Source organism: Chitinophaga agri (assembly GCF_010093065.1).
Classification (GTDB): domain Bacteria; phylum Bacteroidota; class Bacteroidia; order Chitinophagales; family Chitinophagaceae; genus Chitinophaga; species Chitinophaga agri.
Genome location: NZ_CP048113.1, coordinates 6085364 through 6101235 on the forward strand (window position 1 = coordinate 6085364; position 15872 = coordinate 6101235).

The window sequence follows — 15872 nt, forward strand, 5'->3', positions numbered from 1 at the left end:
ATGCGAAAAATATTCAGCTATATATTACTTACCGCCAGTCTTACCGCCTGTTCAAGTATTCTCGACAAGACGGACCTGACGGGTATCGACGAACGTACCTGGGATCATGAGTCAACTGCGACACTTTATCTCAACAGGATATATGACCTGGCCATGCCTACCTGGCCCAATCTCTCCGGAGCAGCCACCCTGCCAACTGCTATTCATGATGTATCTGATGACTATAATGGCGGTGATCAGAAGATCTGGTATGGTACGCTTTCTGTGGATAATGTCAATGACTTTTTTGGAGGTAACGCTTCCAACAACGTATGGGCGTACATCCGCAAAACCAATATCCTGCTGACTGAAATAGAAAAAGGTACATTACCGCAGGATGTTAAAACCCGGCTAAAAGCACAGGCTTACTTTCTGAGAGGCTGGATGTATTTCCAGCTGGTAAAACTGTACGGTGGGGTGCCTTATATCAGTCATCCGCAGGACTGGGTAACCGAGAACCTGTTCGTTACCAGGAATAAAACGTCCGAATGTATCGATTCTATTGCCCGTGATTTTGATATGGCTACTTCGTTACCTGCTACATGGGGCAGTTCAGACAGAGGACGTATCACCCGTGGGGCTGCATTGGGTGTAAAAGGCCGTATGCTGTTATATTGGGCAAGCCCGCAGTTTAACCCTGACAATGATCAGCAACGCTGGGAAAGGGCTTATAAAGCTAATAAAGCGGCTTATGATACACTGGTGCTTGATGGGTATGGACTGTTCTCCAACTTTGCCAATATCTGGTTTGAAGAGGCTACAGGCAATAAAGAAGTGATCATGCTGCGTTCTTTTGATGGTGCAACAAAAGCCAGCACCTTTGATGACGCTGCCCGTCCGAATTCAGAGTCTAATGGTGGTGGCGGTGCTTACCAGCCTACCTGGGATTTCGTGAAAGCTTTCCCTACTATTGATGGCCTGCCGATCACCGATCCTAATTCAGGATACGACCCTGTATATTACTGGAAGAACCGTGATCCGCGTTTTGATGCTACTATCGCCTATAATGGTGCTATCTGGCCACTTAGTAATAAATCGGGCCGTAAACAATGGATATATGCCGGAGTGACCGACGATAAGAGTAAGCCTAATACCACCGGATTCTACTGTCGTAAAAATGTGAACCCATCCATTATTAAGGATAATACCAAACTTGGTAAAACAGACTGGATCGAAATGCGTTTTGCAGAAGTGATGCTGAACCTGGCAGAGTGTGCCAATGCTACGGGTCGTACCCAGGAAGCATATGATATGCTGACCGCTATCCGTAAGAGGGCAGGTATTCGCCCGGGCGAAGGAAGCCTATACGGCCTGAAGCCAGGCATGTCCAAAGAGGAAATGTTTGAGGCGATCATGAATGAACGTCGTATAGAACTGGCATTTGAAGGGAAACGTTATGACGACCTGCGCCGTAATAAGCTGTTTGACAGGCTGAATGGAAAGAAACGCACTATTCTGAAAATCGCTGTTAAAGCGCCTTATACAGTGGCCGATCTGGAAAAGACGGACGCGACGGGCATACCATTACGTGATAAACTCGATATTAACGGAGCAGATTATACTACGTATTTTACGGTGACGGAAGATGTGTTGGATACACAGAAGCCAATCAACTATCCGTCCACTTATTATTTTTACGCCATTCCTACCAGTAATATCACGAGAAACCCGAGTCTGGTACAGACAATAGGCTGGGGAAATGGCACTTTCAATCCGTTAGATTAAAGATCATCAATAATACATCATCTCTGGGCTGTTGAAGTTCATAGACCATTAAACTACTCGTATGAAACATTATCTCGCCGGAACATTGCTGATTGCCACACTGGGGGCCGCGCAGGGAGCATTTGCCCAGTATCCGACCATACCAAAGGCTGTACAGCATGTCAGTGATTCGTTGTTGGATGAAGCTAAAAAACATTCAGATGAGGCATGGGAAAAAGCATTGCCTATCGTGAAGGAACAGGCCCGTCAGGGAAAACCGTACATTCCATTTGCCTCCAGACCTACCGATCTGCCACAGGCACAGATACCTGCCTTTCCTGGTGCGGAAGGTGGTGGTGCCTACACCTTCGGTGGAAGAGGCGGAAAGATCTATGTAGTGACCAGTCTGGCCGACAGCGGTCCGGGTACTTTACGTGAGGCTTGTGAAGCAGGTGGTGCCCGTACGATCCTGTTCAACGTAGCTGGTATTATTCATCTGAAAACGCCTATCATTCTGATGGCGCCTTACATCACCATTGCCGGGCAGACGGCTCCGGGCGATGGTGTCTGTGTAGCCGGAGAATCTTTCTGGATCAATACTCATGACGTGGTGATCCGCTACATGCGTTTCCGCCGTGGTGAAACGAATGTAGGTCGCCGGGATGATGCATTGGGAGGTAATCCTATCGGTAATATCATTATCGATCACTGCTCTACCAGCTGGGGATTGGATGAGAATATCTCTCTTTACCGTCACATGTACAACCCTGGAACTGGCTATGCAGACGAGAAACTGCCTACTGTAAATATCACCATTCAGAATACAATTTCATCAGAAGCGCTGGATACCTATAATCATGCTTTTGGTAGTACACTGGGAGGCGAGAACTGCTCCTTTATGCGTAACCTGTGGGCATGTAACGCTGGTCGTAATCCGTCTATCGGATGGTTCAGCATATTCAACTTTGTGAATAATGTCGTGTTCAACTGGAAGCACCGTACCGTAGATGGAGGTGATTATCGCTCACAGTTCAATATTGTAAATAACTATTTCAAACCAGGTCCTATCACACCGACAGATGATCCGGTTGGACATAGAATACTCAAACCTGAATCGGGTCGTAGTAAACTGAAATACCGTGAGTTTGGCCGTGCTTATGTAAATGGCAATATCATGGAAGGCTACCCTAAAGTGACTGCTGACAACTGGGACGGTGGTGTACAGATCGAAGATATGGACAACGCCGGCGAATATGAAAAAGACATGCGTGTAAACAGTCCGCTGCCAATGCCGCGCATGATGGTAATGTCCGCAAAAGATGCTTATCAGTACGTGCTGGATAATGCCGGTGCTACACTGCCTGTACGCGATGCGGTGGATGCCAGGGTTGTAGAACAGGTAAGAACAGGCAAGATCCAGTATAAAGATAATATGGCCTCAAAAGTGGGGAGTGAGTACATCAAACGCCGTTTGGGAGAAGACTCCTACAAACAGGGTATCATTTATGATATCGCGCAGGTAGGTGGTTATCCGGAATATAAGGGCAAACCTTACAAAGACAGCGATGGTGATGGTATTCCTGATGAGTGGGAAACACGTCACAAGATGAACCCGAAAGATGCGGGTGATGCTATCGCTGATAGTAACGGAGATGGTTACACAAATATTGAAGATTTCCTGAACGATATCAGGGGCGATAAGAAGAGTTACCAGATGATCGTTACCGAGAGAGCCGCTAAAATTGTATCTACGCTGGATATCCATGATGCCGGTAAGTCATTGAAAGTGCAGGATATGATCGCACAACAATATGTTGATCTGCATGACCTCGATGAAAAAAAAGATACCGTGAAGGTACGTCAGCTGCATGACCGTTATCTCTCCAACCTGTCATCTGTATTGTCAACAGAGCAGGTGACCCGTGTAAAGGACGGCATGACCTATGGTATTCTGCAGATCACTTACAATGCCTATCTCGATATGCTGCCACAGCTGAATAAACAGCAGCAACAGCAGATCATGGTGTGGCTGGAAGAAGCACGTGAGAAAGCAATGGATGCCGGAACATCAGAGCAGAAACATGCCTGGTTCGGTAAGTATAAAGGTCGTATAAACAATTACCTGTCAGCAGCAGGCATTGATATGAAAAAGGCGGAAGCCGAATGGAAGAAACGCAGGAATGGGTAAAAGACTATTAACAATATGGATCGCTTGCAGCCTGCCTTTGCTGGCAGGCGCGCAGGCAAAGAAGCCGAAAGCACCTTTGCCCCCTGTATCATGGGAGAGAGGTCAGCTGGTGTACCAGCCGGATGAAAAAGGAAACCGTGTTCCCGATTTTTCCTGGTGTGGGTATATGGCCGGCGAAAAGACATTACCCCTGGCCCCCGTGCGGGTCAGGGTATTGGCTATGCAAGGGGACGCTACGGCTACTATACAGGCTGCACTCGATCATGTGGCCTCGCTGCCATTAAAGGATGGTCTACGTGGTGCCGTATTGCTGGATAAGGGCACTTTTGAAATCAGTGGTAGTCTGCGGATCAATACCTCGGGTGTAGTGCTGAGAGGAAGTGGCGATAGTACGGTACTATTGGCCACAGGATATAGTCGTGCGACACTCATTCACGTGAATGGTCGTAATGACAAACAGTTGTCTCCGGCTGTTAAGATCACAGATGCATATGTGCCTGTGAATAGTACGGTGTTACATGTGCCGGCAGGAACAGGATTCAGGGAGGGGGACGATGTAGAAATCGTTCGCCCCTGTACACTGTCCTGGATACAACAACTGGGTACGGCCCATTTCGGAGGTGGCATTACAGCGCTTGGCTGGAAACCGGGAGACAGAGAGATACACTGGTCACGTAAGATCAGTCAGGCAGAAGGGAACACCATCACCCTGGATGTTCCTCTAACAAACGCATTGGATACAGTTGATGGTACTGCTACCATTGCTGTGTATAAATGCCCGGGACGCATCGCACAGGCAGGAGTAGAAAATCTGCGTTGTCGTTCTATGTATGATGTAGCCAATCCTAAAGATGAAGATCACTGCTGGACGGCTATTGCTATTGAGAATACGATGGATGCATGGGTGAGACAGGTGAATTTTGAACACTTTGCCGGTTCTGCAGTAGCGGTACTGGAAACAGCCCGCCGCGTCACAGTGGAAGACTGTATATCTACGTCTCCGGTATCAGAAACAGGGGGACAGCGCCGGTATACATTTTTTACTTCCGGACAACAGACGCTATTCCAGCGTAACTACGCACAATATGGTTATCATGATTTTGCCGCCGGCTTTTGCGCAGCAGGCCCTAATGCTTTTGTACAGTGTATGTCTGATATGCCGTACAGTTACAGTGGGGCGATTGACAGCTGGGCTTCCGGACTACTCCTGGATAACGTAGTTGTCAATGGGCAGGCACTCGGTTTTCCCAACCGTGGTCAGGATGGACAAGGTGCAGGATGGACTGCCGCTAATAGCGTCCTCTGGCAATGTGCCGCTGCAAGAATAGACTGTTATCGTCCACCCGGGGCAAGTAACTGGGCATTTGGTGCCTGGGCACAGTTCTCCGGCGATGGAGAATGGTTTGCCTCGAACGAATATATCCAGCCACGTAGTCTTTATTACGCACAACTGGCTGCAAGGTTGGGCGATAAAGTTACTGAACGTGCCTACCTCTTACCAGCACCCGGAGACGCTTCCAGTAGTCCCACAGCTGCTGTTGCTGCGGAACTCTCCCGACAGGCTGTACACCCCGCCACCACCTTACAGGAATGGATTAAAAGGGCCGCACAGCGTACGCCTGTTGCCGGTAGCGCCGACGGTGCCCGCATACAGCATGTAATAAAGCCTGCGCAGTTATCGCCCGTAGCAGGAATGAAGATTGTGAATGGCTGGCTGGTGAATAATGGTAGCGTAATGACCGGTGAAAGAAGGGATGTCTCCTGGTGGAGAGGTAATATCAGACCTGATGGTGTGCAGGAAGCTTCGCCGCATATCACCCGGTATGTACCAGGAAGGACAGGTACAGGTCTGACCGATGATCTTGATTCCGTATCTGCCTGGATGAGTCGCAAACACATCGTAGCCATTGATCATAACTATGGGCTATGGTATGAAAGGCGCCGGGATGATCATGAACGTGTATTACGAATGGATGGCGATGTATGGCCTCCTTTTTATGAGCAGCCCTTTGCCCGTAGCGGTCAGGGTATTGCCTGGGATGGATTGAGCAAATACGATCTTACAAAATACAACCGCTGGTACTGGTGGCGGCTACAGCAATTTGCTGATCATGCTGACCGGCAGGGACAGGTGCTGATACATCAGCAGTACTTCCAGCACAATATCATTGAGGCAGGGGCACATTACGCTGATTTTCCATGGAGACCAGCTAATAATGTGAATAATACCGGTTTCCCGGAACCGCCTCCCTACGCAGGTGGCAAACGCATCTTTATGTCGGAGCAGTTCTATGATACAACTAATACCATCAGAAATCAACTGCATCGCGCATATATCCGTCAGTGCCTGGACAACTTCAGTAATAATCATAATGTCATTCAGCTGATTGGTGCAGAGTTTACAGGACCCTTGCATTTCGTGGATTTCTGGACAGACGTGATCAGCAACTGGGAGAAAGAAAAACAACAACATCCTGTAATAGGGCTCAGCACCACCAAAGATGTGCAGGATGCTTTACTGCAGGACGCACAGCGTGCAGGGGTAATAGACCTGATTGATATCCGTTACTGGCACTATCAGGAAAATGGAACAGCTTATGCTCCGCAGGGAGGCCTGCATCTGGCCCCTCGTCAGCATGCCCGTTTGCTGAAACCGAAACGTAGCAATGAGAAAGAAGTGTATCGCGCAGTACGTGAGTACCGGGATAAATACCCTGGTAAAGCGGTGATGTATTCTGCCGATAGTTACGATAAATACGGCTGGGCTGTATTCATGGCAGGAGGTTCTCTTGCCAGTATTCCATCCATAGCTGATCCCGGTTTTCTGTCTGCCGCTGCTGGCATGCACCCGGCAGACATACCGGGATTATGGGCACTTACCAACGACCACGGAGACTATATCATTTATACAGGTGGCGCTGCCACTATAGACATTCCCGGCATCACAACGGCTTTTAATGCAGTATGGGTTGATGCCGCAAATGGTAAGACACTGGTGAGTAAGAAAAATATTAAAGCCGGTACCGGGCATGCGATAAAGGCTCCTCAATCAGGAGCACTGGTACTCTGGCTCGTACGCAAATAAGGATATACTATGCTGAACAGGAATTGTATTGCGATGCTATCGTTCTGTATGCTGCTTTGTTTCTCAGGAATAACCCATGCGCAGCAGCAAACATTATCGCCACTAAAGGTCTCTGCTAATGGAAGATATTTTCAGACCAGTGATGGCCAGCCTTTCTTCTGGCTCGGTGATACCGGCTGGCTGCTTTTTACCCGTCTTACACGTGAAGAGACCGAACAATATCTCAACGACAGAAAGCAAAAAGGTTTCAACGTCATACAGGTAATGGTATTGCCTGGTGTAACTGCTGCTAATATTTATGGGGATTCTGCATTGATTGGTAAGAACGTAGGCAAACCGTTGACAACATCCGGTAGCCAGTCTGCTGATGCTAACCAGTACGATTACTGGGATCATGTGGATTTTGTAGTATCCAAAGCTGCTGAAAAGGGACTGTATATGGCATTGGTACCCGTATGGGGTAGTCCGGTGAAGGCGGGGCTGGTAACAGAGAAGGATGCCGTCACCTATGCCTCTTTTCTGGCTGACCGCTATAAGCATTTCCCTAATATCATCTGGATGAACGGAGGCGATATTAAAGGCAGTGATTCAATGCACATATGGAAAGCAATAGGCAATACACTGCACAGTAAAGATCCCGGACATTTGGTCACCTTCCATCCACGCGGACGTACACAGTCGTCCGACTGGTTTCATGACAGTTCCTGGCTGGCCTTTAACATGTTCCAGTCCGGGCACAGACGTTATAACCAGGATACTACTGCCGGTGAAAAACACTATGGAGAAGACAACTGGAAATATGTTAATACAGACTATAACAGAAAGCCGGTAAAACCTGTCATCGACGGAGAACCTTCCTATGAAGGCATTCCACAGGGCTTACATGATAGTATCGAGCCGTTCTGGAAAGACAGTGATGTACGCCGCTACGGTTACTGGTCAGTATTCGCTGGTGCCTGTGGTTATACCTATGGACATAATGCAGTGATGCAGATGCATAAGCATGGCGACGGACGGGGTGTATATGGTGTACGTGAATACTGGGAAACGGCTATTCATGCACCTGGCGCCGGACAAATGCAATACCTGCAAAAACTCATGTACTCCCGTGACTATGCAACACGTGTTCCGGATCAGTCACTCCTGGCCCAAAATGGCCAGGGCTATCAGCATTTACAGGCTACACGTGGAAAAGATTACGCATTTATCTATACCTATACAGGTAGCAATATTTCTGTGAATATGGGGCATATAGCAGGCCGTCGTGTGAAAGCCGCCTGGTACGATCCCAGGAATGGTGAAACAAAAGAGATAGGCACATATCCCAATAATAAGGGTGTAATCATGTTCGATCCGCCGGGAGAGGAAAAAGAAGGAAATGACTGGGTGCTGGTCATGGACAGTGTTAAATAGCCGTCTTACGAAACATGAAACAACTCACTGTATATATAACGGCTCTTTTACTCTTCGCCTGCCGTAGCAGCAAAGAGGTATATATGTTCTCCTCTTTCCGTGAACCGGGCAGGGATGGGCTACATTTTCTATATAGCTATGATGGCTATAAATGGGATAGCCTGCCCGGCAGCTTCCTCCATCCGCAGACGGGAAAGGACAGGATCATGCGTGATCCCAGTATTGTCAAAGGTCCCGATGGTACTTTTCACCTGGTATGGACGACCAGCTGGAAAGGTGATAAGGGCTTTGGTTATAGCGCCTCCAGAGACTTACGCCACTGGACACCGCAGCAGTTTATACCAGTGATGGAACATGAACCCACCACCGTGAATGTATGGGCGCCGGAATTGTTTTATGACGATGTGGAAAACCAGTTCATCATTATCTGGGCATCGTGCATCCCGGGACGATTTGAGAAGGGAATTGAGGCGGAGGATAATAATCACCGGATGTATTACACCACTACAAAAGATTTCAGGACATTCTCGCCCACAAAACTGTTCCTTGATCCGGGCTTCAGTGTTATTGATGCGGTGATCGTAAAAACCGGTCAGCAGCAATACACCCTTGTACTGAAAGATAATACGCGTAATGAAAGAAACCTGAAAGTGGCATTTGCAAACAAGCCACTTGGACCATATAATGAGGCATCCGCTCCTTTTACAGGTAAGCTGACGGAAGGGCCTTCTGTAGTTAAAGCAGGCCGGGACTGGCTCATCTATTTTGATGACTATGGAAATAAACGGTATGGTGCTGTTACAACTACAGATTTCCAGAAGTTCAAAGACAGTAATGATAAGATAATAGTGCCTGCCGGGCATAAACATGGGACTGTGTTTAAAGTCCGCCGTAAAATATTGGGTAAGATCAAATGACGATTATGAGGATCACTGCAACGATATGTTTTTTGCTGGCATCATTGACAGTAACCGCACAGGAAAGCATTCGCTATACCGGTAATACACTGGTGAATGTAGATTATCATCATGGTCAGCTAAGACCGGTAATGGGAGTGCATAATATTCAGATCATGCGTGCCAACAGGGAGCACCCTGAACAGGGCGACGGTATGGGATGGACCTATAACCACGCGCCGATGCTGGCTTACTGGAACAACCGCTTCTATGTAGAATACCTGAGTGATAAAGTGGGAGAGAGTATTCCTCCGGGACAAACACTACTGTTGTCTTCGGATGATGGGTATCAATGGGAGATGCCTGTTTTGCTATTCCCGCCGTATAAGATACCTGATGGCACAACCAAGGAAGGGCATCCCGGTGTAGCAAAAGACCTGATGGCGGTTATGCACCAGCGCATGGGCTTCTACGTATCAAAAAGTAATAAGCTCCTGGCTGTAGGATACTATGGCATCTGTCTGGATGCAAAGGATGATCCAAATGATGGTAACGGTATTGGGCGCGTGGTAAGAGAAATATTGCCCGATGGAAAGTTTGGTCCTGTTTATTTTGTCAGATATAATAAGCAGTGGAATGCCGGTAACACTATTTATCCCTTTTACACTACCAGCAAAGACAAGGCATTTGTAGCCGCGTGTAATGAGCTACTGGCCACTCCACTGATGATGCAGCAATGGAATGAAGAGGCCGACAGAGATGATCCATTGATACCGTTGCAGAAACAATACAAGGCATTCTGTTATTATCATTTGCCGGATGGTAGGGTAGTAGGTCTGTGGAAAAATGCACTCACTGCTATGAGTAAAGATGAAGGGCGCACCTGGAGTACTGTGGCAAGAGCCCCTGGTTTTGTAAATTCGAATGCAAAAATATGGGGACAACGTACAGCTGATGGCCGCTTTGCTACTGTCTATAATCCCTCTGAATATCGATGGCCATTAGCACTATCAGTCAGTGAAGACGGTATTGATTATAAAAACCTGTTGCTCGTTAATGGAGAGATCACACCGATGCGTTATGGGGGAAACTACAAGTCTTATGGTCCGCAATATGTAAGAGGTATTGAAGAAGGTAATGGCATACCGGCAGATAGTAATCTGTGGGTTACCTACAGTATGAATAAGGAAGACATCTGGATCTCAAAGATACCGGTACCCGTGACAGACAAAGCGCCTGCTCACGTCAATGAAGTATTTCCCGACCTTCCTGCCACTACCGCATTAGATAAGTGGAATACCTACAGTCCCCGTTGGGCGAAAGTGTCACTGGGTACGACTGCAAGCAAAGAACAACACCTGATACTGGAAGATAAAGATCCGTTTGACTATGCGAAAGCAGAACGTTTATTCCCGGCTGCACAGCAACTGGATGTGGCATTCACGGTGACGCCTGCACAGAATGACCATGGTTGTTTACAAATAGAACTGCAGGATGGTAAAGGCATTCCTGGTATCAGACTGGTATTTGATGCGGACAGTATTTTTAAGGCAAAAGCAGGTGCGCGTTTTAAGCACTTCATGAAATACATACCAGACAGTGTTTATAACGTGCGTCTTAGTATTAATACGACCAACCGTTTCTATACAATTAATGTCAATGGTAAAGATGTGCTGACAAGCCTGTTGTTCACGCCTGTAGATAAAATGGAAAGGATCGTTTTCCGTACCGGTGGTCCAAGGCATTTCCCGGATGCAGATACGCCGGCCGATCAGGTGTATGACCTGCCAAAAGCAGGCGAACAGGAAGTACAGACTGCGAGGTTTTATATCAGGTCTCTCAAAACATCCCAACGATAATGCGGTTTTCTCTCTATATTTTATTTTTTCTCGGGTGGATGCAGTGCTTACAGGCTGCTGCTCCGGTATCACTATCCCATCTCCGTTGCGAGATGTTGCTCAATCCTGAAGGTATTGATGTCTCCCGTCCCCGTCTCAGCTGGGAAATAATAGCCAACGGAAGAAATGTCCTCCAGCAGGCTTACGAAGTGCAGGTGGCATCTACTCAAGAGAAACTGCTGGCCGGCCAGGCTGATCTCTGGAATAGTGGCAAAGTTGCTGCTGGCGCGAGTATTCACATCCCCTATCAGGGAAAAGTGCTCCCGAGTCGGCAGCGATGTTACTGGAGAGTCAGGGTATGGACGACGGCCGGCGCTTCTGCCTGGAGTGATGTGAATAAATGGAGCATGGGACTGCTACGATCGTCAGACTGGAAAGCCCGGTGGATAGGCATTGATACCAGCTTTGCCTGGGATAGTGCGCACGCTAAATTCTCCCGTCTTTCAGCAAGGTATTACCGGAAGAGCTTCAATATAGCGCAACCGGTAAAGCATGCTACTGTTTATATAGCCGGTCCAGGACTGTATGAGTTGTACGTCAACGGACAGCGTACCGGATCAGCCGTTTTATCACAGTCGCCTACTGACTATCGTAAATCAGTCAGGTATAATACCTATGATGTGACGACAGCTGTACAGCAGGGCGAAAACGTCATAGGTGCTGTATTGGGTAACGGTCGTTATTTCACCATGCGGCAGCAGTACAAGCCACATAAGATCAATACATTCGGGTATCCCCGCCTGTTGCTCCAGCTGGAACTGGAATATGCTGACGGTAAAAGAGAAACTGTTATAAGCGACGGGAGCTGGAAGCTGACCGCTGATGGTCCTATTCGTAGTAATAATGAATACGATGGAGAAGATTACGATGCCAATAAGGAAATGCCCGGATGGAATAACAGGTCGTTTAAGGATAATAGCTGGTTACACGCTGCTGTAGTACCTGCTCCGCAGGGAATATTGAGCGCACAGATGAATGAGCCGATGCGTATCGTAAAAAGGCTGACGCCTCTGTCGGTAAAAGAGAAAGCACCCGGCGTGTATATCGTGGATATGGGGCAGAATATGGTAGGCTGGCTGCAAATAAAAGTAAAAGGTAAAAAAGGTCAGCAGGTAACATTGCGTTTTGCGGAAACCCTGAAAAATGATACTGCATTATATGTGGATAACCTCCGCGACGCCAAGGCGACAGACACCTATACGTTAAACGGAAAAGAGGAAGAGACCTGGTCGCCATCTTTTGTATATCATGGTTTCCGGTACGCAGAGATCAGTGGGTATCCGGGTAAGCTGGAAAAAGCAGCACTCGAAGGACAGGTTATTAGTGATGACCTGGCGAATACGGGCGCTTTCGAAACATCCGATCCCACCATCAACAGTATCTATAAAAACGCGTACTGGGGCATCCTGGGTAATTATAAAGGGATGCCGGTCGATTGTCCGCAGAGAAATGAACGTATGCCCTGGCTGGGAGATCGTACAACAGGTGCCTACGGAGAGAGCTTCCTGTTTGATAACGCTAAACTCTATGCCAAGTGGCTGGATGATATAGAGCAGGCACAAACTGCCGCAGGTGCCATTCCTGACGTGGCACCCGCGTACTGGAATTACTATTCTGATAATATGACATGGCCGGGTACATACCTGATGATTGCAGAGATGTTGTATCATCAGTATGGAGATCTCCAGCCAATAGTGAAGCATTACGCTTCTATGAAACGCTGGATGGAGTATATGAAGACGAAATATCTGGTGGATGGTATTATGACCAAAGACAAGTACGGCGACTGGTGTGTACCTCCTGAATCCAAGCAGCTGATCCATTCCAAAGATTCTTCACGTATGACCGAAGGTGCATTATTGTCTACGGCTTATTACTACCGCTATCTGACGATGATGTCCCGCTTTGCCACATTACTGCACGAGCAGAAAGATGCCGCTGCCTTCAGCGCGACAGCAGATACTATTAAAGCCGCTTTTAATCAACGGTTCTTCCACACGAACTACTATGGTAATAATACAGTGACTGCGAACCTGCTCCCTTTGTCATTTGATATGGTACCTGCTGCTGCGCGTAAACAGGTGTTTGCACACATCGTAGACAGCACTATGTTAAAGTATGGAGGGCATATCAGTACCGGCGTTGTGGGTACCCAATGGCTAATGCGTGGCCTGACCGCACAGGGGCGTCCTGATGTTGCTTATCTGATAGCGGCTGACAGAGACTATCCGGGTTGGGGATATATGGTAGCAAATGGGGCTACCACTATATGGGAACTTTGGAATGGAAATACTGCTAATCCGGCCATGAACTCGCATAACCATGTGATGTTACTGGGTGATCTGCTGATTTGGTTGTATGAAGATCTGGCGGGTATTAAGAGCGATGGTCCTGCTTTCCGTCAATTGGAAATGAAGCCATCACTGGTGCCAGGTATGGATGCTGTGCGTGCGTCTTTTCACAGCATGTACGGTATGGTACGCAGTAGCTGGCGAAAGGAGGTGAACACATTCACCTGGAAATTAACAATACCTGTGAACACTGTTGCGACTATCTATGTACCTGCTCCTGCAGTCAGTCATGTGCAGGAAGGTGGCCGCCCTGTATCTGCAAATAAAGACATCACCTTCCTGCGTATGGAAGGAGATAAGGCAGTATTTAAGATCGGATCGGGGGATTATGAGTTTACCTCCGATCTGCAACTGCCATGGAAGAAAGGCATTATCGAAGATGAGTACATTTTCATGGATGCGCCCTTCCCTGAAAGCCACGCCGCCACTATCGCAGAGACTCCTGATGGATTGATCGCTGCCTGGTTTGGTGGTACAAAGGAAAGAAATCCGGATGTGGGTATCTGGGTGAGCCGGCAGGAAGGCGGTAAGTGGACTACTCCTGTTGAAGTAGCCAATGGTATTATGTCAGATACCCTGCGGGTCGCCTGCTGGAATCCTGTGTTGTACCAGGTACCTGGAGGTGAATTACAGCTATATTATAAAACTGGTACACGGGTAGCTACCTGGGTAGGCTGGATGAGCACCTCCCATGATGGCGGAAGATCCTGGTCGGCGGCAAAGGCATTGCCGGAAGGTTTTCTGGGGCCGGTAAAGAATAAGCCCGTACTGCTGGACAATGGAACATTGCTTTGCCCGTCAAGCACAGAAGGCAGTGGCTGGAAAGTACATTTCGAAGCAACTACAGATAATGGCAAAACCTGGAAGAAGATTGGTCCTATCAACGATGGAAAAACCTTCAATGCGATTCAACCCAGCATCCTGAAACATGGCAAAGGAAAGTTGCAGATACTCTGCCGTAGTAAAGAAGGTGCTGTTGTGCAATCCTGGTCGGAAGATAATGGCCTTACCTGGTCTCCGTTAACAGCTGCTGAGTTACCCAATAATAACTCTGGTACAGATGCTGTAACCCTCCGGGATGGCCGGCAGTTGATTGTGTATAACCACGTGAAAACACCAAAAGGGAAATCAAAAGGTGCACGTACACCATTGAACATCGCGATCTCTGATGATGGTATACACTGGTCTGCCGCACTGATACTCGAAGATTCCCCGGTAAGCCAGTATTCCTATCCTTCAGTGATACAAACAGCAGACGGATATATACATGTGGTATATACCTGGAGAAGACAACGGATCAGACACGTAAAGATCGATCCCCGTATGCTGGAGACCAAACCTGTAAAAAACGAACAATGGCCATAATACAGCATACAAGCAGACGACAGTTTATTGCACATGCCACCCTGCTGGCAGGTAGTTTGTTCCTGCCGGAAATACTGCTGGCAGCTGGTAAAAAAGAGCCCCGTTACCGTATTGCCGTATGTGACTGGATGATCCTGAAACGGCAGAAATTAAGCGCTTTTCAGTTAACAAAGGATATTGGTGCAGATGGCCTGGAGCTTGATATGGGTGGACTGGGTAGCCGCCCGACGTTTGATAGTAAACTGTCTGATCCGGCTGTCAGGCAGCAATTCCTGGATACTTCCAGAGACCTGAACATTCCCATCAGTTCCATTGCGATGTCTGGGTTTTATGCACAGTCATTCGCCGAAAGACCTGAATACGAAAAAATGGTGCAGGATTGTATAGAGACCATGGTACAGATGAAAGTGAAGATCGCTTTTCTTCCTTTGGGAGTAGAAGGCGATCTGGTGAAGCGTCCGGAGTTACGTCCCGTTATTATACAAAGACTAAAAACCGTTGCAGTACATGCAGAAAAGGCAGGTGTGATAATCGGTATAGAGACGGCTTTGCCGGCTGCAGCTGAAGCGGAATTCCTGGACGAGATCGGTTCACCTGCTATCAAAAGCTATTTCAATTTTTCCAATGCATTACAGGCCGGCCGTGATCTGATACAGGAATTAAAGACACTGGGCGCAAAACGTATTTGTCAGATCCATTGTACTGATACGGATGGTGTGTGGCTACAGAATAATCCCCGCATCAATATGAAGAAAGTAAAGAAGACACTTGATAAAATGCGGTGGAGCGGATGGCTTGTGATAGAACGTTCCCGTGATGCTAATGACCCGCGTAATGTAAAAAGGAATTTCAGTGCCAATGCTGCTTATATGAAATCCGTATTCCGGTAGCAGCTGACCTTATCTTATTGTTATACAGACAGGAGAAAAGTTT

8 protein-coding genes are annotated in these 15872 nt (G+C 47.7%); all 8 read left to right on the forward strand.

Annotated features, from left to right (window positions below; all coding sequences use genetic code 11):
- The 8 genes from GWR21_RS24450 (at position 1) to GWR21_RS24485 (ending at position 15829) form a co-directional block, all read left to right on the forward strand.
- The gene (locus tag GWR21_RS24450) at positions 1 to 1764 is read left to right on the forward strand and encodes a RagB/SusD family nutrient uptake outer membrane protein (RefSeq protein ID WP_162334246.1); all 1764 of its coding nucleotides are present in this window, start codon (positions 1 to 3) and stop codon (positions 1762 to 1764) included.
- Positions 1765 to 1825: 61 nt separating this feature from the next.
- Complete coding sequence (locus GWR21_RS24455) at positions 1826 to 3931, forward strand: DUF3826 domain-containing protein (RefSeq protein ID WP_162334247.1); 2106 nt, start codon at positions 1826 to 1828, stop codon at positions 3929 to 3931.
- Entirely contained in the window at positions 3924 to 7016 is a 3093-nt protein-coding gene (locus GWR21_RS24460) for a DUF6298 domain-containing protein (protein ID WP_162334248.1), read from the forward strand. The genes GWR21_RS24455 and GWR21_RS24460 overlap by 8 nt, the downstream gene beginning before the upstream one ends.
- 9 nt (positions 7017 to 7025) lie before the next feature.
- Positions 7026 to 8429, forward strand: coding sequence for a glycoside hydrolase family 140 protein (locus GWR21_RS24465; RefSeq protein ID WP_162334249.1), 1404 nt, complete (start codon positions 7026 to 7028; stop codon positions 8427 to 8429).
- 14 nt (positions 8430 to 8443) lie between these two features.
- Positions 8444 to 9346, forward strand: a complete 903-nt coding sequence (locus GWR21_RS24470) for a glycoside hydrolase family 43 protein (RefSeq protein WP_162334250.1) — start codon at positions 8444 to 8446, stop codon at positions 9344 to 9346.
- Positions 9347 to 9351: 5 nt separating this feature from the next.
- Positions 9352 to 11184: an exo-alpha-sialidase gene (locus GWR21_RS24475; RefSeq protein ID WP_238429986.1), complete on the forward strand. Its 1833-nt coding sequence runs from the start codon at positions 9352 to 9354 to the stop codon at positions 11182 to 11184.
- Between the two features lie 38 nt (positions 11185 to 11222).
- On the forward strand, positions 11223 to 14939 hold the full coding sequence (locus GWR21_RS24480; RefSeq protein WP_238429988.1) for a family 78 glycoside hydrolase catalytic domain: 3717 nt from the start codon (positions 11223 to 11225) through the stop codon (positions 14937 to 14939).
- Positions 14930 to 15829 carry a sugar phosphate isomerase/epimerase family protein gene (locus GWR21_RS24485; RefSeq protein WP_162334253.1) on the forward strand — a complete coding sequence of 300 codons (900 nt, stop codon included), beginning with the start codon at positions 14930 to 14932 and terminating at the stop codon, positions 15827 to 15829. Before GWR21_RS24480 ends, GWR21_RS24485 begins: the two co-directional genes overlap by 10 nt.
- Positions 15830 to 15872 lie beyond the last annotated feature (43 nt).